Annotated in this window: 23 protein-coding genes and 1 tRNA gene; 14 read left to right on the forward strand and 10 right to left on the reverse strand. The window is 60.1% G+C overall.

Going from position 1 to position 20,608, the window contains the following annotated elements:
* Nucleotides 1-24: 24 nt before the first annotated feature.
* From AC2FME_RS08970 to AC2FME_RS09010, 9 genes are all read right to left on the reverse strand, one after another.
* A complete protein-coding gene (locus tag AC2FME_RS08970; RefSeq protein WP_496800226.1) occupies nt 25-1,185 on the reverse strand; it encodes an ABC transporter substrate-binding protein in 1,161 nt (386 codons plus the stop codon).
* Between the two features lie 31 nt (nt 1,186-1,216).
* A complete protein-coding gene (locus tag AC2FME_RS08975; protein WP_496800227.1) occupies nt 1,217-3,103 on the reverse strand; it encodes an AMP-dependent synthetase/ligase in 1,887 nt (628 codons plus the stop codon).
* Between the two features lie 5 nt (nt 3,104-3,108).
* Nucleotides 3,109-3,882: an ABC transporter ATP-binding protein gene (locus tag AC2FME_RS08980; RefSeq protein ID WP_496800228.1), complete on the reverse strand. Its 774-nt coding sequence runs from the start codon at nt 3,880-3,882 to the stop codon at nt 3,109-3,111.
* On the reverse strand, nt 3,879-4,643 hold the full coding sequence (locus tag AC2FME_RS08985; RefSeq protein WP_149775121.1) for an ABC transporter ATP-binding protein: 765 nt from the start codon (nt 4,641-4,643) through the stop codon (nt 3,879-3,881). The genes AC2FME_RS08980 and AC2FME_RS08985 overlap by 4 nt, the downstream gene beginning before the upstream one ends.
* Nucleotides 4,640-5,737: a branched-chain amino acid ABC transporter permease gene (locus tag AC2FME_RS08990; RefSeq protein ID WP_170445877.1), complete on the reverse strand. Its 1,098-nt coding sequence runs from the start codon at nt 5,735-5,737 to the stop codon at nt 4,640-4,642. Before AC2FME_RS08990 ends, AC2FME_RS08985 begins: the two co-directional genes overlap by 4 nt.
* A gap of 4 nt (nt 5,738-5,741) precedes the next feature.
* Nucleotides 5,742-6,617: a branched-chain amino acid ABC transporter permease gene (locus AC2FME_RS08995; RefSeq protein ID WP_149775119.1), complete on the reverse strand. Its 876-nt coding sequence runs from the start codon at nt 6,615-6,617 to the stop codon at nt 5,742-5,744.
* An 81-nt stretch (nt 6,618-6,698) separates the two neighbouring features.
* Entirely contained in the window at nt 6,699-7,727 is a 1,029-nt protein-coding gene (locus AC2FME_RS09000) for a zinc-binding dehydrogenase (protein ID WP_496800229.1), read from the reverse strand.
* Between the two features lie 228 nt (nt 7,728-7,955).
* Complete coding sequence (locus AC2FME_RS09005; protein ID WP_496800230.1) at nt 7,956-8,474, reverse strand: hypothetical protein; 519 nt, start codon at nt 8,472-8,474, stop codon at nt 7,956-7,958.
* Between the two features lie 44 nt (nt 8,475-8,518).
* Nucleotides 8,519-8,815, reverse strand: coding sequence for a hypothetical protein (locus tag AC2FME_RS09010; protein WP_496800231.1), 297 nt, complete (start codon nt 8,813-8,815; stop codon nt 8,519-8,521).
* 47 nt (nt 8,816-8,862) lie between these two features.
* On the opposite strand from AC2FME_RS09010, the gene AC2FME_RS09015 reads away from it, so the two are divergent.
* From AC2FME_RS09015 to AC2FME_RS09050, 8 genes are all read left to right on the forward strand, one after another.
* Nucleotides 8,863-10,077, forward strand: a complete 1,215-nt coding sequence (locus AC2FME_RS09015; protein ID WP_496800232.1) for a tyrosine-type recombinase/integrase — start codon at nt 8,863-8,865, stop codon at nt 10,075-10,077.
* 325 nt (nt 10,078-10,402) lie between these two features.
* On the forward strand, nt 10,403-10,588 hold the full coding sequence (locus AC2FME_RS09020) for a helix-turn-helix transcriptional regulator (protein ID WP_496800233.1): 186 nt from the start codon (nt 10,403-10,405) through the stop codon (nt 10,586-10,588).
* Nucleotides 10,589-10,591: 3 nt separating this feature from the next.
* Nucleotides 10,592-10,891 (forward strand): hypothetical protein, encoded by a 300-nt coding sequence (locus tag AC2FME_RS09025; protein WP_496800234.1) that lies wholly within the window; start codon nt 10,592-10,594, stop codon nt 10,889-10,891.
* A gap of 161 nt (nt 10,892-11,052) precedes the next feature.
* Nucleotides 11,053-11,772 (forward strand): DUF7146 domain-containing protein, encoded by a 720-nt coding sequence (locus AC2FME_RS09030; RefSeq protein WP_496800235.1) that lies wholly within the window; start codon nt 11,053-11,055, stop codon nt 11,770-11,772.
* A complete protein-coding gene (locus tag AC2FME_RS09035; protein WP_496800236.1) occupies nt 11,769-13,268 on the forward strand; it encodes a YfjI family protein in 1,500 nt (499 codons plus the stop codon). The genes AC2FME_RS09030 and AC2FME_RS09035 overlap by 4 nt, the downstream gene beginning before the upstream one ends.
* Before the next feature lie 384 nt (nt 13,269-13,652).
* The gene (locus AC2FME_RS09040) at nt 13,653-14,348 is read left to right on the forward strand and encodes a hypothetical protein (RefSeq protein ID WP_496800237.1); all 696 of its coding nucleotides are present in this window, start codon (nt 13,653-13,655) and stop codon (nt 14,346-14,348) included.
* The gene (locus AC2FME_RS09045) at nt 14,345-14,962 is read left to right on the forward strand and encodes a hypothetical protein (RefSeq protein ID WP_496800238.1); all 618 of its coding nucleotides are present in this window, start codon (nt 14,345-14,347) and stop codon (nt 14,960-14,962) included. The genes AC2FME_RS09040 and AC2FME_RS09045 overlap by 4 nt, the downstream gene beginning before the upstream one ends.
* Nucleotides 14,937-16,025 carry an MBL fold metallo-hydrolase gene (locus AC2FME_RS09050; protein WP_496800239.1) on the forward strand — a complete coding sequence of 363 codons (1,089 nt, stop codon included), beginning with the start codon at nt 14,937-14,939 and terminating at the stop codon, nt 16,023-16,025. The genes AC2FME_RS09045 and AC2FME_RS09050 overlap by 26 nt, the downstream gene beginning before the upstream one ends.
* 363 nt (nt 16,026-16,388) lie before the next feature.
* Here the strand turns inward: AC2FME_RS09050 and AC2FME_RS09055 are convergent.
* Nucleotides 16,389-16,478 (reverse strand) — tRNA-Ser (locus AC2FME_RS09055).
* Between the two features lie 123 nt (nt 16,479-16,601).
* On the opposite strand from AC2FME_RS09055, the gene AC2FME_RS09060 reads away from it, so the two are divergent.
* The 6 genes from AC2FME_RS09060 to AC2FME_RS09085 all read left to right on the forward strand — a co-directional run bounded on the left by AC2FME_RS09060 (nt 16,602) and on the right by AC2FME_RS09085 (nt 20,595).
* Nucleotides 16,602-17,444: a DUF2059 domain-containing protein gene (locus AC2FME_RS09060; RefSeq protein ID WP_496800240.1), complete on the forward strand. Its 843-nt coding sequence runs from the start codon at nt 16,602-16,604 to the stop codon at nt 17,442-17,444.
* Entirely contained in the window at nt 17,444-18,253 is an 810-nt protein-coding gene (locus AC2FME_RS09065; RefSeq protein WP_496800241.1) for a DUF2059 domain-containing protein, read from the forward strand. The genes AC2FME_RS09060 and AC2FME_RS09065 overlap by 1 nt, the downstream gene beginning before the upstream one ends.
* Before the next feature lie 209 nt (nt 18,254-18,462).
* A complete protein-coding gene (locus AC2FME_RS09070) occupies nt 18,463-19,077 on the forward strand; it encodes a 50S ribosomal protein L21 (protein WP_170367097.1) in 615 nt (204 codons plus the stop codon).
* Between the two features lie 11 nt (nt 19,078-19,088).
* Nucleotides 19,089-19,358 carry a 50S ribosomal protein L27 gene (gene rpmA, locus AC2FME_RS09075; RefSeq protein WP_005983052.1) on the forward strand — a complete coding sequence of 90 codons (270 nt, stop codon included), beginning with the start codon at nt 19,089-19,091 and terminating at the stop codon, nt 19,356-19,358.
* A gap of 95 nt (nt 19,359-19,453) precedes the next feature.
* Nucleotides 19,454-20,062: a LysE family translocator gene (locus AC2FME_RS09080; protein ID WP_093962047.1), complete on the forward strand. Its 609-nt coding sequence runs from the start codon at nt 19,454-19,456 to the stop codon at nt 20,060-20,062.
* Entirely contained in the window at nt 20,059-20,595 is a 537-nt protein-coding gene (locus tag AC2FME_RS09085) for a GNAT family N-acetyltransferase (RefSeq protein ID WP_093962048.1), read from the forward strand. The genes AC2FME_RS09080 and AC2FME_RS09085 overlap by 4 nt, the downstream gene beginning before the upstream one ends.
* Nucleotides 20,596-20,608 lie beyond the last annotated feature (13 nt).

Here is a 20,608-nt window from a genome sequence, read left to right on the forward strand (position 1 = left end):
TTTTTTCGTGGTCGGAAGTTGGTGTTATTCCTCGTGCATCTTCTTCCACGCCCCGTTTTCCACCACGCTGACATAGACCGTATCGGCGCCCTGATGGTCGTCGGGGCCAAAGGTCATGTGGTTGCCCACCAGATCATCCTGATAATCCAGTGACTCCATCGCAGCGATAAAGCTGTCATGTGTCAGCTCGGGGCCGGCGGCCTCCAGCGCCTTGACCATCATTTCGGCCGCGGCATAGCCCAGCATCGAAAAGCCCACCGGGTCTTCGCCGGTGGCGGCCTTGTATTCCTCGATGAAGGCCTTGGGGGCGGGTTCATCCGCGCGGGCCCACAGGTCCTGCCACGAGGCGGCGGCGTAAAAGCCGTCGGTCACGCCACCCGGCACCTGTGCCACCACGGTCAGGAAGCTGGCCGAAGTGCCCATGAACTTCATGTCGGTCAGGCCCATCTTTTTGGCGGTGCCGACCACGGTGATGGCCTGCCGCACGCCGAGGGCGATTGTGACGATATCGCAGCCTTCTTCCTTCAGCTTGCTGAGCGAGCCCACGAAATCAGTTTCGTCAGGTTTGTGAGTGGTTTCCGCGGCAAAGGTAATGCCGGCTTCCTTGGCGCCTTCCTGGCTGCCTTCAAGGATTTCCTTGCCGAAATCGGTGGGCAGATACATCGTGCAGACCTTGTCGCCGCCGAATTCCTGCGCCAGATATTTCACGCCCACGCGCGCCTGGTCGTAATAGCTGGAAAACGAGGTGAACTTGTTCTTCATCGGCTCCTGCAGCATCTGCCGCGCGGCCGACAGGGGGGCGACGTTGGGAATGCCTTTTGGGTCCAGCAGTTTGAACCCGGCCAGGTTCATCGGCGTGCCCAGCGATTGCAGCATCGCAAACACCTTGTCGCGGTTCAGCAGCTTGTTGTAGCCCTGCATCGCGCGCGGCATCTGGTAACCGTTGTCTTCGACCACATAGCGGATCTTGCGGCCATGCACGCCGCCATTGGCGTTGACCCGGTCGAACACCACGTTCGCGCCCTTGGTGGCCGGAACCCCCACGGCGGCAAAAATGCCGCTGAGGTCATTGACCGAGCCGATGACGATCTCATCGTCGGTCACGCCTTGGGTTTCGGCCCAGCCCATCGAGGCCAGGGCGGACAGGGCGGTTGCCGCCGCCAGCCGTCTGATTGCTTTGGTCATGTGTCTTCCTCCCTTGGGATTGATCCCTGTTCTATTTGTACATGTCTTCAATGAGATGCGCGTGTTTCTTTTCCACCAGGCTGCGTTTCAGTTTCATCGTCGCGGTCAGTTCGTCATCTTCGGCGGTCAGCAGCACGTCGATCAGGCGGAAATCCTTGATCTGTTCGACCCGCGCGAATTCCTTGTTCACCGCGGCCACTTCCGCGCCGATCAGTTCGCGCACTTCGGCGGCGGCGCAGAGCGAGGCGAAGTTTGAGAACGGCACCTTGCGGTCCTGCGCGAATTTTTCGACGTTTTCCTGATCGATCATCACCAGCGCCGTCAGGTACTTGCGGCGATCGCCGATGATCACCGCGTCCGAGATGTAATGCGAGAACTTCAACCGGCTTTCGATCTCGGCCGGGGTGATGTTCTTGCCGCCGGCGGTGATGATGATGTCCTTGAGGCGGCCGGTGATGGTGACATAGCCGTCCGCGTCCACGTGCCCCATATCGCCGGTGCGCAGCCAGCCATCGGCGGTGAAGGTTTCGGCAGTCTTGGCATTGTTGCGCCAATAGCCCTGGAACACGTTCAGGCCGCGGATCTGGATTTCGCCCTCGTCCGAGATACGCAGGTCGATCCCCGGTGCGGGCTTGCCGATGGTACCGATGTGGTTGGCCTCGGGCGTGTTCAGCGTGGCGATGCCCGAGGTCTCGGTCATGCCGAAGCCCTCGACCAGCGGCACGCCGATGGCCCAGTACCAGTTCAGCAGCTCGGGCGAGATCGGGGCCGCGCCCGACCCGCCGCGCCGCAGCCGGTCCATGCCCAGCATCCGGCGCAGGTTGCGCAGCACCAGCCGGTCCCACAGCCAGAAATTCGCGGCCACCGCCGGCGGCACCGGTTTGCCCTGCAGGATGTACTCGGCCCGTTTCATCCCGGCCTTCAGCGCCATGCCAAAGGCGGCACGCCCGGCCGGGGTGGCCTCTTGCGCCATGATCAGCACCTGCGAATAGATCTTCTCCCACACGCGCGGAACGGCGGTGAAGGTCGAGGGCGACACTTCCTGAAGGTTGGCAAAGACCGTCTCGGGGCTTTCCGCGAAGTTCACCGTGCATTTCGAGGCCAGCGGGAAGTAAATCGAAACATCGCGTTCCAGGATATGACACAGCGGCAGAAAGCAAAGCTGCTCATCCGTCTCCAGCGCGGGCAGGCAGCGTGCGCCGCATTCGATCGCGGCCATGATGTTTTCGTTACTAACCATCGCGCCCTTGGGCATGCCGGTGGTGCCCGAGGTATAGATCAGCAGCGCCGTGTCCTGCGGCGTGGCCAGCGCGATTTCGGCTTCGAATCGGCCCGGCTCTTCGCGCTCGGCCTCACGGCCGAGGGCATAGAGATCCTTGATCATCATGCAGCGGGGATGGGCCAGGTCGTGCAGGCCTTCGTCTTCAAGGATGATGACCTTCAACAGGCCGGGCACCTCGTCTTCAATGTCCAGAAACTTGTCCAGCTGCTCCTCGTCCTCAACGATCAGAAAGCGGCTGTCGCTGTCATTGACCAGGTATTTCAGCTGGCTGGCGGAATCGGTGGTGTAGACTCCCGAGGCGATGCCGCCGACGCATTGGATGCCCAGATCGAACCAGGCCCATTCCTTGCGGTCCTCGGACAGGATCGAGACGACCTCACCGCGTTGCAGTCCCAGCTTGCGCAGCGCCAGCCCGATCCATTTGGCGTGCTGCCAGTAGTCGGCCCAGGAATAGGATTTCCAGATGCCCAGATCCTTTTCCCGATGCGCGGTGCGGTCGCCCAGGGCGGCGCAGCGTTTCTGGAACAGCTCGGGGATGGTAACGCAGCCATCGACCCTCACGGGGCGCTGGCCGGGCGTGGCGTTGAATTGAACGCCGTTGATGGTGGTCTGCGGGGGCAGGGTGGTCATGTTCATCCGGCTCACCTCCACGTCTTCTTGCGTTTCCAGCGGCGGTTTTCCCGCGCGCCTTCCTCCTGCACGCCCAGATAGAAGTTCTGGATGTCCTCGGACCGCATCAGCATGTCGGCGGGGCCGTCCATCACGATGCGCCCGACCTCCATGACATAACCATGATCGGCCAGTTCCAGCGCGGCGTTGGCGTTCTGCTCGACCAGCATCATGGTCATGTTTTGCTCGTCGTTCAAACGTCTGAGGATGCCGAAGATCTCTTGGACCAGCAGCGGCGACAGGCCCAGCGAGGGTTCGTCCAGCAGCATGATGCGCGGGTTGGCCATCAGGCCGCGGCCGATGGCCAGCATCTGCTGCTGCCCACCCGACAAAGTGCCGGCCTCTTGATTGCGGCGTTCCTTCAGGACCGGGAAGTAAGAAAACACCAACTCGCGGTCGCGCTCGATCTGGGCCTTGTCGTGCAGGGTATAGGCCCCCAGGCTGAGGTTTTCGTTCACCGTCAGCAGCGGGAACACCTCGCGCCCCTCGGGCACATGCACGATGCCCTTCTGGACGATCTTGTGCGGCTCTAACCCTTGGATTTCCTCGCCGTCGAAGGTGATGGTTCCCTTTTCCGGGTCCATCACGCCCGAGACGGTCTTCATCAGCGTCGTCTTGCCCGCCCCGTTGGCGCCCAGGATCGAGACGATCTGGCCCGGGTGCACGTCCAGCGACACGCCGCGGATCGCCATGATCGGGCCATAGAAGCTTTCGATGTTGCGGATGCTCAGGATCGGTGCGCTCATGAGGCTTTCCCCAGATAGGCTTCGACGACGGCGGGGTGCGATTGCACCTGCGCCGGTGTCCCCAGGGCCAGTTTCGCCCCATCGGCCATGGCCAGCACCCGGTCGGACACGCCCGAGACCAGCCCCATGTCATGTTCGACCATCAACACTGTGATCCCCATCTGCCGCCGGATGTCGTCGATCCACCAGCGCATGTCGGTGGTTTCTTCGACCGACAGCCCCGAGGCCGGTTCATCCAGCAGCAGCAGCTTGGGGTCGGTGGCCAGCGCGCGCGCGACCTCGACCACCTTGCGGACGCCGTAGGGCAGGCCGGCGATCATCTTGTCGCGATAGGCCTGCAGGTCGAGGAAATCGATGATCTCTTCGACCTTCTCGCGGTTCTCCAGCTCTTGCCGGCGGGCCGAGGGAGTAAAGAATACCTCAGACAGCAGGTTGGTACGCCGGTGGCGGTGCCGCCCGACCAGCAGGTTCTGCAACACGGTTGCATGTTCGAACAGCTCGATGTTCTGGAAGGTGCGCGCCACGCCATAGGCGGCCACGCCCGAGGGCTTCACCTGCAGCAGATCGTGCCCGTCGAACCGGATCTGGCCCGCGTATGGGTCGTAAAAGCGCGAGATCAGGTTGAACACCGTGGATTTGCCCGCCCCGTTCGGGCCGACGATGGCAAAGACCTCGCCTTCTTCGACCGAAAAGGACAGGTCGTTCACCGCCGTCAGGCCACCGAATTTCAGGGTGACGTTCTCGAATTCCAGCAGGCTCATCTCAGGCGCTCCGTCTTGAGATAGGATTTCTGACGCTTGAACATGTCCTTGCGGTAGAAGGGGAACAGCTCGAACCAGGTGCGGATTTTCAGCCAGCGACCATAGATGCCCATCGGCTCGAACAGGATGAACCCGATCAGGATCATGCCGAAGATGCCGAATTCCAGCCCCGGAATGGCGACGGTTCCGCCACCGAAAAGGGCGCCCGCGTATTCCTTGGCGATCGACAGGAATTGCGGCAGAAACCCGATGACGATGGCGCCCAGAAACGCGCCGTGGATCGAGCCCAGCCCGCCGATCACGATCATCATCAGCAGCTGGATCGAGATTACCACGCTGAAGGTTTCGTTGTTGAAGGCCCCGGCATAGAGGCCCATCAGCGCCCCCGCCCATCCGGTCACGGCGCAGGACAGGGCAAAGGACACGGTCTTGGTGCGGGCGATGTCGATGCCCATCGCCTGCGCGGACACTTCCGAGTCGCGCACGGCGATGAAGCTGCGCCCCAGCGGCGTGCGCAGAAGGTTGATATAGCCCAGCGTGACCAGAACCGTGACGGCCAACACCAGCCAGTAGAACTGCTCGGGCGTGCCCCAGCGATCGACCAGATGGCCGAATATTTCGACCCCGCCCATGTACTTGCCCGCCACGCCGCCGGTGATCGGTTCCGCCAGAACGATGAGGTCGTCCATCAGGATCGACAGGGCCAGGGTGAAGATCGCCAGATAGATGCCGTGCAGCCGCAGGGCAGGGATGGCAACCGTGACCCCGGCGATGCCGGTCAGAATGCCGGCCAGCGGAAAAGCCACCAGAAACGGCACGCCGGACTCGATCAGGATCACGTTGGCATAACAGCCAAAGGCCAGAAACGCCGCGTGGCCCAGGCTGGCCTGGCCGGTATGCCCGGTCAGGATCATCAGCCCCAGCCCGGCGATGGCCCAGATCAGAACGTTCGTCAGCTCTCCCAGATAGAACGCGTCCAGCCACCACGGCGCGGCAATGACCACCGCCAGCAGGATCAGGTAGAGCGACAACTGGTATCCGTCCTTCCACGGGCGGATGTCCTGCATGTAGTCGGTTTTGAAAACGATCCTCATGCGCTCAGACCTTCTTGACCCGGACCTGGCTGAACAGGCCGTGCGGACGGAAGATCAGCACCGCCAGCAACAGCGCATAAGGCGCGATCTGACTGTAGCCCGCGGCGATGTAGCGGCTGGCGAAGGGTTCGATCACGCCGACGATCAGACCGCCCGCCAGGGCTCCGGGCAGGCTGCCGAACCCGCCGATGACCGCAGCCGCAAAGGCCTTGATCCCCAGCAGCCCGGTGGTCGGGTCGACCGAACCCTTGGCGGCAAACAGGATGCCCGCGATCCCGGCCACGACACCGGCCAAACCCCAGATGAACCCCTGCACGCGCTTGACCGGGATGCCCATGTAATAGGCCGCCAACTGGTTCTGCGAGGCGCCCTGCATCGCCAGACCCAGCTTGGTCTTGCTGAAAAACACATACAGCCCCCAGGTCAGCAGCACGGTCACGACGATGACCGCCACGTCCTCCATCCCCAGAACCAGCCCGCCAAAGCGGACCTCCTTGCCGGCCAGCGGGTTTTCCAGCGTCTGCGGCTCGTGCCCCCAGATCAGCCCGGCAACAAAGCGGATCACGAAGCCTAGGGCGATGGTCAGGATGACCACGGCGGTCTGGCTTTCCCCGAACAGGCGGCGGATGATCAGCCGATCCAGCAGATACCCCAGCGCGCCCATGATCCCCAGCGAGATGGGCAGGGCCAGCCAGAAGGGCAGGCCCATGTATTCTGTATTGGTCAATCCGATGGTGACGAAGGCACCCAGCATCATGAAATCGCCCTGGGCGAAGTTCACGGCCTCGGTCGCCTTGTAGATCAACACGAAGCCAAGCGCGATCAGGCCGTAGACACAGCCATTCGCCAGCCCGCTGATCAGCAGCTGTGCGTTGTCCAAATTCTCCTCCCATTTGCCGGTTGGCCCGGCATCTTTTGTGTGCGCCCCGGATCTCCTCCAATCTCCGGGGCGCGCATTCTACTATGGCGTGATGATGACCTTTCCGTCACTCTTTTTCAGCGCATCGGCCAACCCGGAAACGATATTTCGCAGCGGCAGGTGTGTGGACACGTCGGTTTTCCAGCGTCCGTCGGCAAACCGGGCTTGCACCTCGGCCACCACGCGCATCTGGTCCTCGGGCGGCGTGGACATCATCCACTGAGTCAGCCAGAACCCTTCGATCCGCTTGCTCATGAAAATCAATTGCCCCATCTGGGTCAGTCGCGGGGCCTCGGTGCTCAGCTTGCCATAGCTGACCCAGCGCGCGCCGTTGGGCATGGCGCAGAAGATCTGCTCGGACAGCTGGTCGCAGACCGCATCCAGAAACACGCGCGGTTTCAGGGTTGCGCTGGTCTGCGCGAATTTCTCGACAACATCGCTGTCGGTGGTCACAAGAACCTCGGCCGCGCCGTGGAATTTCAGCAATTCGACCGCCTCGGCCCGGCGAACCATGGCGATGGGCTTCAGCCCCAGATCACGCCCCAACCCGCACATCAGCTTGCCCAACTGGCTGGTTGCCGCCGATACGACAAAGGACTTTCCGGCCGATTTGGCGATATCGACCATCGCCATCGCAGTCAGCGGGTTCACGATCTGCGCGGCCCCGTCGTCATCCGAAATCTCGGCGCGCAACGGGATGCACATCTGTGCCTGGGTCAGCGCATATTCGGCCCAGGCCCCCGAACCCGAGGCGACGAAAGCCACGCGCTGACCCATCAGCGCCTCGGCCCCTTTTCCGGTGGCGACCACGTCACCGCACCCCTCGAAGCCAGCCGGGGCGCCCTTGACGCGTGGTTGGCCGTATTCACCCTTGATGAAGTGGATGTCGGACGGGTTCACCGAAGCGGCGCGCAGACGGATCAAAACCTGACCGGGCCCCGCAACGGGCACCGGGATTTCGACCTCTTCCAGCCAGTCCGAGGCTTGCTCGATCACAGGTCCGGTGGCGGTTTTGGCGTATCCTTCGAATTTCTGCACCACGGCGAACATGGTTTTGGGCAACTCGGTCACTTTGCTCTTCCTCTTGGGTCGTTACCCGATTTTTTGTGGCCCGTCCCAAGCGGGTGGATTGCCCGCACGCTGGGATCAACCAAGGCCACAGCCGATCAGGGCAGCCTGTTGGAGCCAAGCCAAGCAAATGCGGCCCTGTCCGTCAATCGACCCGTTCTGTTACGTTACGGAAGCGGCTCGGCTTGGCCGGACATCCTGCGCCATGCTGCCGGGCGGCCCAGGAAAACCTCATTGGATCAGCAGGTTGCGTAATTCCTGCAGCTTCAGGGCGGCGGTTTCCGGGGCGGCCTTGATCTCGTCCAGAATGGCAATGACCTTGGCCTGGATGTCCTGGCTCAGCTGACTGTTGCGCACCTCGTCAACCATCTTGTCATAGTCGAACTGATCCGCGGTCAGCATGCCCTCCTGAACCCAAGCGTTGATCAGTTCGCTTCCTTGAGCCGTCAGCGCAGCCACCTGATCGCTGGTCTGATCGGCAAGGTCAGTGGCGGCCTGACCCGCCTGCTCGGCAGTTTCCGAGGCCTGCTCGACGACTGAAGACGCAGCTTCGCTGGCTTGATCTCCAGCTTCCGAAAGTGCTTGCTCTGCGGCTTCGGTCACGGCGGTCGCGGCGTCGCCGATGGCCTCTCCGGCCTGTTGCGCGGCCGATTCAAGTTTCTCGGCTGGAGTGGGTTCGGGTTGTTTCAAATACAAATAGGCGCCGACGCCTAGAACGGCGATGACGGCGACAAGGATCAGGCGGGACATCACGGGTCTCCTCTTTGGATGCATGGTATCGAGATGTGCTCAAACTAGTTGAGTTCAAAGGGGAAAACCCGTGTTTTCCTTCCTCGATCCGCGTTTGAGCCGCCGGGCGCTGATCGGCGCAGTTGGGCCGGCAAGATCACGCCGTCACGGGAAAAAGGCGCGATGAATTCATCCAAGCCGCGTACTGCAATGCGATCATGTATGGTGATAGTGGCGGAGAGACAGGCAGCCATGTGAGGGTCCTGGGTGGTCCACGTGAGTCCGATAAGACTTTTATAATAAACAATATTTCTTAATTTGGCCTCCGAAATGGTCTTGTGAGTTCCGGTGGTTTCCAGCATCAAATGGGGGATAAACTGATGGACAAGAAAGTGGACCTCGCAGACTCATGGCAGCAGGCAAACCCCTGACGGCAACCTTTGTAAAGAACGTAACCAAGCCTGGGAAATACTTCGACAACAGCCGCTACGGCCTGTTTCTGAGAATAGACAAGGATGGCCGCAAATACTGGATTCAGCGGATCGTGATTTCCGGCAAGCGCCGCGAGATCGGCCTTGGCGGCTATCCCCTTGTCACATTGTCGATGGCGCGGGAACAGGCGGCTGAGAACAAGCGCAAGGCGTATCTGGGCGGCGATCCTCTGGCAGAGAAACGCAAAGCCAAGATGGCCACGGACTTTGCCAGCGTCGTGGAAAAGTACCTGGAGGCCAAGCTGGCGGAGTTCCGCAGCGAGAAACACAAGAAGCAGTGGCGCGCGACCCTGGACACCTACGCCATTCCGGTGATCGGGCATATGCCCGTGGAAACCATCGACGTCACGGACGTTGTCTCGGTTCTCAAGCCGATCTGGGAAGAGAAGACCGAAACCGCCAGCCGCTTGCGTGGACGCCTTGAGAAGGTCTTGTCCTGGGCGACCGTGAACGAGTTGCGCACCGGCGACAATCCGGCGCGCTGGAAAGGCAACTTGTCGGAGGTTCTGCCCAAACCCAGCAAGGTCGCAACCGTGAAGCATCACCCTGCGCTGGCGCAGAGTGACACCGGGCGCTGGTGGGCCGATCTTGCGAGTCGGGACGGCATGTCGATCAAGGCGCTTCAATTTGCGGCGCTCACGGCCTCGCGCTCGGGTGAGATACGCGGCATGACCTGGGATGAAGTGGACTTTGAGGCGGGTCATTGGACCATTCCAGCCGCGCGCATGAAGGCGCGGCGGCAGCATCGCGTTCCGCTGACCCCCACAATGATTGCCTTGCTGAAGGAACTTCCCCGGCTTGAGGGCTCGCCTTATGTGTTTTTTGGAGCCAAGGGCGGCATGCTGTCTGACATGGCCTTGTCGTCCGTCATGCGGAAGATGCATCAGGCCGATCTGGCAAAAGGCGGCCCCGGCTATGTTGACGCCAAGAGCGGCGCGCCCGCTGTACCGCATGGGCTGCGCTCAACCTTCCGCGATTGGGCCGCAGAAGAAGGCTATGACCACCACATGGCGGAACTCGCGCTGGCCCATAACGTCGACAGCATGGTCGTGCGCGCCTACCGCCGGACCGATGCCCTGGAGCGCCGCCGCAAGATGATGGTTGCCTGGGAAAAATTCCTGAAAAAAGAATAGTTGAAAAACAGACGCTTAGCATTTCCGTCCAAAAAAAGCGCAATTCATATGAATTCCCGTACCTAATCCCCCAATCCAACAGCCAACCCATTGGGAAATTTACGTTTTGACCTGCCATCGGGAGCCCGTTGGCAGGTGTTTTTTCCTGTGCTTATTCGAACTTACGCGGCGCTTACTGGCAGTTGGCGCTTCGTGTCGGCCCCGGTGCGCCAACACCGGAACCGACGGGACGTCAGGAATTTAGAGCAATCCCTGCCTTCCTCGATACTGCCGACAACAGGTCGCGTCAAAAGAAATGGCGTGGCGTTCGAAGAGGCACTTTGCAATGCAAGAAAAGATCTACCGCAGGCCGGCTGTGGAATCCCTGGTTGGGCTTTCCCGGTCCACCCTCTACGCGATGATCGCGGAGGGCGCGTTTCCGAAACCCATCAAGCTCGGGAAACGGGCTGTCGGCTGGCGTCAGTCCGATGTTTTGAGCTGGCTGGAAAGCCGCGCAAGCGCAGAGGTGTGAGCCATGACTGACACTCTGCAAGCAGCGAGCATCGCGCAAGGAACCGATCACCGAGAAACCTCGGACTTCTATCGTGGCGAGGTGTTCCGTCGCGGGCGCTATCGTGTCGCGGTGTGCCGGGACGGGCTGCAATGGTTGTTCCAGCGCCAGCGGTTCGAGTTTGCGGCTGGTGGAGCGGCGTGGGACACGTTGGGCTACTGTGTGACCCGGAAGGCCCTGATCCGCCTCCACCAGACGCACAAAGCGCCGCAGCACCCAATGCTGCAGACCCTTCCCAAGCGGTTCAAGCGGGAGGTGGCGTGATGCGGGACGCGGAAACCATCACACGTGCGTTGGGCGGGCGGTGGTCCGGGCGGTCGGGCATTGCCTGCTGTCCGGCTCATGAAGATCGCTCCCCGAGTCTCAGCATCGCCAACGGGCATTCTGGTCAGCTTTTGCTGACCTGTCATGCCGGGTGCAGCTTCATGCATGTTCTGGACGCGCTCAAGGGGCTGGGCCTGGTCAATGGTACAGAAACGGCCTCGCAACCCAGCCCCGAGATCGTGCGCAAACGCCAGGAAGACGAACGCCGCCACAATCAGCGGCGCGCGCAGATCGCCCGATCCCTCTGGCGCGAGTCCCGACCCATTCACGGAACACCGGGCGAAACCTACCTGCGCCATCGTGGGGTCACATGTCCGCTGCCGGACAGCCTGCGTTACGTGGCTGCGTGCTGGCATCCGATGGCGGAACGGGTGCCCGCCCTTGTCGGGTATGTCGGCGGCTCCGAAACCTTCGCCGTGCACCGGACGTATCTACGTGTGGACGGCACCGGCAAAACGGACCTGTCCCCCGGCAAGGCCATGTTGGGGGCAACCAGGGGCGGTGCGGTTCAACTTTCTGACGCACCTGGGCGGCTTGTAGTGACGGAAGGCATCGAAACAGGGCTGTCGCTGCTTTCCGGTCTGTTGGATGGCCCTGCAACCGTATGGGCGGCGTTGAGCGCCAGCGGCATGAAGTCTCTGCGCCTGCCGGATCGTCCTGGCGACCTGGTGATAGCCCCCGATGGCGACGCCGTGGGCCGCGAGGCGGCGCAAGTGCTGGCACATCGCGCCTATGCTCTGGGATGGCGCGTCTCATTGCTGCCCGCCCCTGATGGCTTCGACTGGAACGACGTGCTGACGGGAAAGGCAAAAGCGCAATGACCCTCCATCCGAAAGAACAGAGTTTTGCGCCGGATTGGCCGGAACCGGCATCGCGGTTTTTGCGCGATGAGCGTGCGGCTGCGCCAAGATTGCCGCTGGAAGAGGTCTTTGGGCCGACATGGGCGCACTGGATCACCGCTGCCGCTGAGGCAAAGTCATCGCCACCGGATTACATCGTGGCCGCTCTGTTGGCTGTGGCCGGATCGTTGATCGGGAATACGCGTTGGGTATCGCCCTGGGCAGGATGGTCGGAACCGCCGATCCTGTGGACGATGGCAATTGGCCTGCCGTCCAGCGGCAAATCCCCTGGCCTCGACGCGGTGTTGACCCCGCTCCGCAAGGCTGAACGGGAGCTCCGCAAAAACGCGGAAGGCGAACTCGCCCAATGGCGGGAAGCTGCGGAGATCGCGAAGATTGCCGAAAGCACCTGGAGGGAAGCGACCAAGGCCGCCATCAAGGACGGCTCCACACCGCCCGAGCGGCCCGAGGCCGCCAATCCAGGTCAGGAACCTTTTCTGCCGCGTTTGTGCGTCGCGGACGGCACCGTGGAGCGCCTGGCCGTGATCCTGGAAAAGCAGGCGCGCGGAACACTGGCGGCTCGGGATGAGTTGGCCGGGTGGCTGCAAGGCATGACACGCTATTCCGGCGGCGGATCGGATCGGCCGTTCTGGCTCGAAGCCTATGGCGGTCGTGCCTATACGGTCGAACGTATGGGGCGCGATCCTGTATACATAGATCGGCTGTCCATCGGCGTTGTGGGCGGTATCCAACCTGACAAGCTGAATGGCTTGCTCATCAATACCGATGATGACGGCCTGTTGGCGCGGTTCATGCCGATCTGGCCCGATCCCGTTCCGATACGGCGTCCGCGATGCAGCCCGGATGATGCGTTCATAGAGCGCGCGTTGAGCAGGCTTCTATCCCTACATATGGTAACAGACGATCACGACGTCACGCGGCCTTGGCTGATACCGTTTACGGAAGAGGCTTGTGACCGCCTCGATGCGTTACGTAGCTATGTAAGGCAGTTGGAATCCGAGGCCGACGGGCTATTGCTCTCATATATAGGTAAGCTGCCCGGTATGACGGTTCGGCTTGCCCTGGTGCTATCTTACCTGGACTGGGCAACAGGGATCGAAGAGGAAACGCACCAGGTCAGCGCGGAGGAATTCGACCGGGCGGCGGAGTTCGTCAAATCCTACGCCTTGCCGATGGCGCGGCGCGCCTATGCCAGCGCGTCCTTGTCAAAGACCGAACGCGCCGCACGCCGCCTGGTGGCCGTGATCCGGGACCAAGGCTGGGAGCGCTTCACGTCCCGCGAGGTCTTGCGCCTGGATCGGTCAGGATTGGCGACCGCTACTGAGTTAAATCCAGCCCTCAAGGCACTGGAAGAAGGCGATATTGTTCGACAGGTGGAGCAACCGTCAGGTGCCATGGGCGGGCGGCGCTCACGTCTCTACATCGTCAACCCTGCAATCCACCTGGCAGGCAAGTGATAAGCCCCATGACAAAACCGACAAATCTGACAGAATCCCCAAGCGCGCAGGTTTTGTCGGTTGTGTCGGTTTTGTCAGGTCAGTGACTAGAGGGCGGAAGCGGGCGTTCGCTACGTTAGCGAGATATTTTAAGAGTTGGGCGACAAACGGACGGTGCCTTACGGCCCAAGAGGGTGACGTTTTGTTGCGGGCTCTCATGCAAACCAGTTGTGCTAACACCCAGTTATCGAAACCTTATGTTACTGGTAGTTTCTTGGTGACAGGCCGCTATCATGAGAAGTGGCGGAAACTGGCAAGTGTTGCCACATCGGCCCAACAGCGGTATGTGCCGAAGAGGTGGGAGTGCGTCAAGGCACACATATTTGTTTGTTTGGAGGACCGGACTTGGCAGCAGAGATTGAACGCTCGCATTGGTCTATCGTGCTTCTGGGTAGTTTCAACCCGTCCATTTTTCACCCCGCATGGTTCGCCCAGAACGAGGTGATTTCACAAGAACATGTAGAATCATCCGAAGTTGGCGTCATCCATAGGGAGGTAGCCTCAATGACGCTCGGCAATCAAATCAGAGTAACTTGCGAAGCGAATAGATTTCAGGTGGAAGTTTCAAAAGCACCGGAAATCATACTTCTCGACCTGGTATCCAAGGTTTTCGGAGATTTGCTTCCTCACTCGCGAGTGCAAAGCTTTGGGATCAATAAATCCGTGCATTTCCGCGCATCGTCGCCGGAGAGAAGAACACAGATTGGTAGGATGCTCGCACCGACCGACCCATGGGGTGAGTTTGGAAAGCGCATCCAACGCAGCGAAGGTGAACAAGTTGGCGGATTGATGTCTCTCAGAATGAGAGAAATCAAAAACGACGACGACACAACAGGATCACTTGAAGCCCGAATCGAGCCATCTCAGGCATTGGACAAAATGAGTGGTATTTTCGTTGCGGTGAACCGCCACTTCGATCTTCGAGACTACAAAGAGGGCTCCGGGGCACTTCAGGCAATTAGGAAGCTTGATCAAGAGTTTGCTCAGGCCTTAATAGATAGCGACGAAATAATTGACTCTATAGCGAGTATTTCAGCATGAGCGCCACTGCCATAAGAGAGATCGACGACAGCGCGAGCGCTTCTAGGGTTCGAGCGCGAGAGGAACTAAATTTTTTGCCTCTCGACTTGAATATCGAAGAGGTGACGGACGAACAGGCTGAAAATATGGACATGTCTGCAGACCGGTTTTTGGCATGGGCCGAAGAACTGGGGCCGCGCTTTATTGGCGTGGATGTTGAAGAATTCAAAGCGTTTCGTTGCCCGGCAGTCCGCAGCCACCATCAAGTGCGCACCGATCCTTCCACAACCGGTAACGTCGTTGAGTGGGAAGGGATTGTCGAAACAGTCGAAGAGGACGCATTTTTCGCCCGGCTCGTGGCGGTGAAGGGTTTAAAAAACGATTTCGACGAGTTTACAAGCTTTGATCTCTCCGATGTTCAACCCGGCGACCGCAACTTAGTCGAGCCGGGTGCGATTTTCAGGCTTTTGTTGGGAACTCAAGCAATTGGAGGGACCCGGGAAAAGGTCTGTAATATTGTGTTTCGCAGATTGCCCGCTTGGAAGAAGAGTAGCATGCACGAAGCGCAACGGCGCCTTGATGCAATGTTCGATCGTATCGAGTGGGTAGATGCAGCAGAAGCCGAAGGCGACTGAAGCCGAGATCACGGTTTTCGGGCCGGGTTACGGTGAATCGGTGGTCGTCCACTTTGGTGATGACCGCTGGTTCATAGTAGATTCGACACTCGGCAACCGGAAAGAAGAACCCGCATCGATTCAATACCTTCGATCGCTCGGTGTTGATCTTGAAAATTCCGTCGAACTGGTGGTCATCACTCATTGGCACGACGATCACATACGCGGTGCGGTGGCCACAATAGACGCTTGTCCAAGCGCAAAAATCTGCATTTCTCAGGCTCTTACGGAACAGGAGTTCAAAAAATTTGCGGGGGCATTGTCTTCAAACACTCAGTCGGCACACGGATCCGGCGTCGACGAATTCATTGGTGTGGTCAAGAGGATGATGATGGCCGGACGCGGCCCCCACAGAGGAAGCCAAGACAAGCGCATTCTGTCGGTCGGTTCGGAACATCTGTCACACTCTCAATCCTTCGAGCTTTGGACACTCTCTCCTTCCGATTTCCAAACTACAATAAGTGAAGCAAAGTTTGCGGAGCGGCTGCCTGAAACCGGGAAAGCAATCAAGCGTGCCGTTCCCACCGGACCGAACAACCACTCTGTGGCGCTTTGGCTCGTGTTCGGCGAAGCAAATGTAGTCCTAGGTGCAGACCTCGAAACTACGGCAGACCCCCGTGCAGGTTGGGACTCTGTCGTCTCGTCAAGAAACCGCCCACAAGGATCGGCCGACTATCTCAAAGTACCTCACCATGGTTCCATCACGGGCCACCATGATGGCCTTTGGAACAATGTTCTCGAAAAAAATCCAGTGGCAGTCCTAACACCTTGGAATCGGAACAAGGGCCTCCCTCAGGCGTCCGACGTCGAGCGCCTTGGAGGATTGACGAAAAGGCTGTATCTGACAGCGCCGACGAACGCCTTAGTCCGCTCGAAGCACGATCATGAGGTAGAAAAGCTGATGCGAAGATTCGGCGTGAAGACTTTCCGACATCCGACGCGGATTGCGGTAGTGACCGCGCGAAGGGAGCTTGAAGGCGGTATCGGAGAGTGGATCGTTACTAAATGGGAAATGGGCAACTAGCTGTTGCGAGCTGCGCATGGGAGAGCCGCGCCGGACGTGGAGCAAGCTGTTGGTTCACCAAGATTTCGGCGGCGGTTTTTCGCCCTCACAATAGACTTTGCTGGACCAGAATTTCGATCAAACGATCAATTTACGCTTTGGCGAAGCGCCACTGCAGCGATGTATTGCTCGACGAAAGTCCGACTTGAGCCGATAGCCGATAAATTTAGATTCGGCCATACCAGCATGGGAGCTTATTGACGACCGAGCTTTGTCTGTGCCCACTATGGCCAGACCCACTTTCGAGGGGGGGGGTAAATGGGGGGGTACGCTACGAACGATTTGCTAAAATGACTATAAATACAGTCACTTAAGAAAAATTGATGGCGGAGAGACAGGGATTCGAACCCTGGGTGGGCTTGCACCCACAACGGTTTTCGAGACCGCCCCGTTCGACCACTCCGGCACCTCTCCGCGGGGGTCTGTGAGGGGGGGATTTAGTGATGATCGCCGGAGGGTGCAAGCAGAAAATTCGTCAATATCGCATCCGGCCGATTTTCCATTGCCTGAGCGGTGAAATATCCTAGGCTGAAGCCCATGCAATACTCCATTACCTTCATCGCTCGTATCGCTATTTTCTCGCTGGGTCTGCTGTTTGCGCTTGGGCAGGCGGCGCAGGCCGCAAGCCGAGACCGGATTGAGGCCTTCCTCGAAACCACCGGATTCGACGTGGCGCTGGAGAGCATCGCGCTGGCGTCCGCTTCGGCGCCTCAGATGGTGGGGATCGACCCCGAGGGGTTCGGTTCGCAATGGACACGGTTGTCGGAAGAGGTGTTCGACACCGAAAAGATGCACGAAACCGCTGTGTCCATACTGGAGCAGACGCTTAGCGACGAGGCCCTGACCCATGCGGTCGAGTTCTATGCCTCGGATCTGGGACAGCGACTGGTCGAGGCGGAGAACGCCTCGCACATGATCGAGGACGATGACGCCAAGCAGGCCGAGGGTCTCAGGATCGTGGCCGATCTGGTCCGAGAGGGGTCGATGCGGGTCGAGATCCTCAAGCGGATGAACAGGGCAATCGACGCCAGCGAAACGGCGCTGCGGGCGGTCCAGGAAATCCAGGTGCGTTTTCTTCTGGCGGCCAGTGCGGCCGGTGTCATCGATCTGCAACTCGACGCCGACGGCCTGCGCGCGATGATGAAGGCGAACGAGACCCAGATGCGCCAATCAATGCAGCAGTCGGCGTTGGCCAATGCCGCTTATACTTATCAAACCTTCTCGGACGCCGATCTCGAGGCCTACACCCGGGCGCTCGAGCATCCGTTAATGCAGCAGGTCTATGAACTGCTCAATGCGGTGCAGTACGAGATCATGGCGAACCGGTTCGAGACGCTGGCCGCGCGGATGGCCGAGCTGCGCCCGGTTCAGGACATCTGATGCAAGTCGTTCTGACCCTGTGGCTGATCTGCGCCGGATGGGCGGCCGCCGCGGCAACGTCCGAGACGGCCGAGCGGTTGGCTGCAGCGCTGCACCTGCGCGAGGTGGCGCAGATTCTCAGCAACGAGGGCGTTCAGCAAGTCGATGACATCGACGGGGCCATGCTGGAGGGCCGGGGCGGCTCGTATCTGCGGGCTCAGATCGAGGACTTCTATGACCCTGCGTGGATGCATGATCGGCTGATCGAATCCCTGGCCGCCGGGATGACCGCGACCGAGATGACACAGGCGGCCGTGTTTTTCGAGGGCGAGACCGGCCGGACGGTCGTTCGGCTCGAGAATTCCGCCCGGCGGGCCTTTTCGGAAGAATCGATCCGGCAGGCGGCCTTGGACGCCCTTGCCGGGGCGGATCAGGAGGCCGAGTTCTTTCGCTTGATCGACGAATTTGTCCAGATCAATGATCTAGTGGACCAGAATGTCGCCGGCACTCTCGGCGCGGATTACGCGTTTCTGCGCGGGCTCGCCGACGGGCAGGGCGTGGTCGCGGACAGTGACCAGATGCTGGCGCAACTGCTCGAACAGGCCGGAGAAACCGAGGATGACACGCGCGAATGGCTGTATTCGTTCCTGATGTTGGCCTATGGTCCGCTTGATCCGGCGCAGCTGCGCGAAAACATCGCCTTTTCCCGGACCGAGGCCGGCCGGGCGCTGAACCGCGCGTTGTTTGCGGGGCTTGGCGACATGTACGAGGATCTTTCCTATCAGGTTGGCTTTACAGTAGGGCAGGTTCTGAACGCATCAGATCTTTAGGCGCGGTTTGGTGTTGACTTTGGGCCGGTATCCATGGATAAGCGCGCATCCCGGCCGGAACCTCCGCGCCGGGTCTCGTTATTGCTGGCCGGACGGGTGCGCCCTGATGGTCGTTCATCCGCCCGAAAAGGGCGCGCTGTTCGAGGTGGCTTTGGCCGAAACACCCGTCTGACGGGGACCACAGAACGCGGTAGAAAAAGGAAAGACGCATGTTTGCAGTCCTCAAGACTGGCGGCAAGCAGTACAAGGTTCAGGCGGGCGACGTGCTCCGCGTTGAAAAACTGGCTGCCGACGCAGGTGAAAAAGTCCAATTCAACGACGTTCTGATGCTGGGTGGCGATGCCCCCGTTGTCGGTGCGCCGTTCATCGATGGCGCGGCCGTTCAGGCAGAAGTGATCGAACAGATCAAAGGTGACAAGGTCATCAAATTCGTCAAGCGCCGCCGCAAGCACAGCTCGAAGCGCACCGTTGGCCACCGTCAGAAGCTGACCCTGGTCAAGATCACCGACATCCTGCCCTCGGGTGCGGACAAGTCGGGCGTCAAGGCCGCCACCGGTTCCGCACCGGCAGGTGAAGTTGCGAAAGCAGCGAAACCCGCCAAAAAAGCCGCTGCCAAGGCAGAGGCCCCGGCCGCTGCTGCTGCCGCTGACGATCTGACCAAGATCACCGGTGTTGGTCCCGCAGCTGCCAAGAAACTGGCCGAAGCCGGTATCGAAAGCTTTGCCGCTCTGGCCGCCTTGTCGGACGAGCAGATTGCTGCTATCGAGACGGTCAAAGTGAAACCCGAATGGGTTGAGCAGGCCAAAGAGCTGGCCAAAGGCTAAGGAGAGAGAGAATGGCACATAAAAAAGCTGGCGGTTCCTCCCGTAACGGCCGCGACTCAGCGGGTCGTCGCCTTGGCGTGAAACTGTATGGTGGCCAGGCTGCCGTTGCAGGCAACATCATTGTGCGTCAGCGCGGCACCAAGTTTTGGCCGGGCGAAGGCGTTGGCATGGGCAAGGATCATACCATCTTTGCAACCGTTGATGGCGCCGTGAAGTTCCACAAGGGACTTAAAAACCGCACCTTCATTTCGGTCCTGCCAGTGGCGGAGGCCGCAGAGTAAGCCGAAACCCAGAAGGTTTAAGAAAAATTCATGGGGGACCGGCACAAAGTGCCGGTCCCTTTTTCGTTTTGACGCAGATGTGATCGAAAACCCCGATGCCCGTTGCGACCACCAGTTTCCTGATCTTTGCCGCCAGCCAGGTCGGCACGCCGGGACCGGCCAACATGGTCCTGTTGGGAACGGGTGCGCGCTATGGGTTCCGCGCGGCACTGCCTTTCGTGGCAGGTGTTATTCTGGGTAAGCAGCTGATCATTTGGCCGCTGGGCTTTGGCCTTCTGCAACTGGCAGAACAGGCTCCAACCGCGTTTGCAGTTCTGAAATACGCTTCGGCGGCTTATATTTGCTGGCTTGCGTGGAAAATCGCCAACCTGCGCCTGTCCAATCAGGGCGCAGGCGAGTCGGTTCCCGGATTCTGGGCCGGGTTGGTGGTGCATCCACTGAACCCCAAGGCGTGGGCGATGATCATCGCGGGGTTCACCGGTTTCGTAGCGGCGGGGACATCGGTGCTGAGTGCGACGCTCACGATCGCGCTCGTTCTGTTGACCTGCCAGTTGGTCCTGCATCCGATCTGGACCTTTGCGGGGGATAGAATTGCCCGTGTGGTTGCGGGACGGCCGGCGGAAAAATATCTGATGTGGACTCTCGCGGGTCTGACTGTTGCATCCGTACTTTTCGTGTTGTTCGGAGGAGGAACACACCAATGAAACTTGAGGCAATCATAAATCAGCCGGTCATTGAAACCGAGCGGTTCGACCTGCGCCCGCTGCGCCGGTCGGACATGGGCCTGATCGAGCATTACGCAGGGGACGAGCGCGTGGCGCGCATGACCACGTCGATCCCGCACCCTTTGCCGCCCGGTTCGATCGAGGCTTTCGTGACCCGCGCCATGGCCGAGGACCGGGACGAGGACGTCTGGGCCATGGACGCCACCAAGGATGGCGGGCCCGAGTTGATCGGGGTGATCTCGCTCAAGCGGCTTGATCGCAACCAGTCCGAAGTGGGCTATTGGGTCGCGCCCTTGTACTGGAACACGGGCATCGCCTCGCTGGCAGTGGAAGCGCTGGTTCAGGCGAACCCGCTGGAAAACGCCACGATGTTTGCCAGCGTGTTTCAGGACAATCCCGCCTCGGCGCGTGTTCTGACCCATTGCGGGTTCCAGTATCTTGGCGATGCCGAAAGCTTCTCGGTGGCGCGCGACGCAAATGTGCCCACCTGGACGTACAGCAAAAAACTCTGACTTGTGGCCGATG

The sequence above is a fragment of the Ruegeria sp. BHSC026 genome (assembly GCF_059613065.1).

Coding starts and splice junctions, on each gene's coding strand:
- AC2FME_RS08970 (WP_496800226.1), bottom strand. CDS start 1,185: ATGACCAAAGCAATCAGACGGCTGGCGGCGGCAACCGCCCTGTCCGCC.
- AC2FME_RS08975 (WP_496800227.1), bottom strand. CDS start 3,103: ATGAACATGACCACCCTGCCCCCGCAGACCACCATCAACGGCGTTCAA.
- AC2FME_RS08980 (WP_496800228.1), bottom strand. CDS start 3,882: ATGAGCGCACCGATCCTGAGCATCCGCAACATCGAAAGCTTCTATGGC.
- AC2FME_RS08985 (WP_149775121.1), bottom strand. CDS start 4,643: ATGAGCCTGCTGGAATTCGAGAACGTCACCCTGAAATTCGGTGGCCTG.
- AC2FME_RS08990 (WP_170445877.1), bottom strand. CDS start 5,737: ATGAGGATCGTTTTCAAAACCGACTACATGCAGGACATCCGCCCGTGG.
- AC2FME_RS09005 (WP_496800230.1), bottom strand. CDS start 8,474: ATGTCCCGCCTGATCCTTGTCGCCGTCATCGCCGTTCTAGGCGTCGGC.
- AC2FME_RS09010 (WP_496800231.1), bottom strand. CDS start 8,815: ATGCTGGAAACCACCGGAACTCACAAGACCATTTCGGAGGCCAAATTA.
- AC2FME_RS09015 (WP_496800232.1), top strand. CDS start 8,863: ATGGCAGCAGGCAAACCCCTGACGGCAACCTTTGTAAAGAACGTAACC.
- AC2FME_RS09020 (WP_496800233.1), top strand. CDS start 10,403: ATGCAAGAAAAGATCTACCGCAGGCCGGCTGTGGAATCCCTGGTTGGG.
- AC2FME_RS09025 (WP_496800234.1), top strand. CDS start 10,592: ATGACTGACACTCTGCAAGCAGCGAGCATCGCGCAAGGAACCGATCAC.
- AC2FME_RS09030 (WP_496800235.1), top strand. CDS start 11,053: ATGCATGTTCTGGACGCGCTCAAGGGGCTGGGCCTGGTCAATGGTACA.
- AC2FME_RS09035 (WP_496800236.1), top strand. CDS start 11,769: ATGACCCTCCATCCGAAAGAACAGAGTTTTGCGCCGGATTGGCCGGAA.
- AC2FME_RS09045 (WP_496800238.1), top strand. CDS start 14,345: ATGAGCGCCACTGCCATAAGAGAGATCGACGACAGCGCGAGCGCTTCT.
- AC2FME_RS09050 (WP_496800239.1), top strand. CDS start 14,937: ATGCAGCAGAAGCCGAAGGCGACTGAAGCCGAGATCACGGTTTTCGGG.
- AC2FME_RS09060 (WP_496800240.1), top strand. CDS start 16,602: ATGCAATACTCCATTACCTTCATCGCTCGTATCGCTATTTTCTCGCTG.
- AC2FME_RS09065 (WP_496800241.1), top strand. CDS start 17,444: ATGCAAGTCGTTCTGACCCTGTGGCTGATCTGCGCCGGATGGGCGGCC.
- AC2FME_RS09070 (WP_170367097.1), top strand. CDS start 18,463: ATGTTTGCAGTCCTCAAGACTGGCGGCAAGCAGTACAAGGTTCAGGCG.
- rpmA (WP_005983052.1), top strand. CDS start 19,089: ATGGCACATAAAAAAGCTGGCGGTTCCTCCCGTAACGGCCGCGACTCA.
- AC2FME_RS09080 (WP_093962047.1), top strand. CDS start 19,454: ATGCCCGTTGCGACCACCAGTTTCCTGATCTTTGCCGCCAGCCAGGTC.
- AC2FME_RS09085 (WP_093962048.1), top strand. CDS start 20,059: ATGAAACTTGAGGCAATCATAAATCAGCCGGTCATTGAAACCGAGCGG.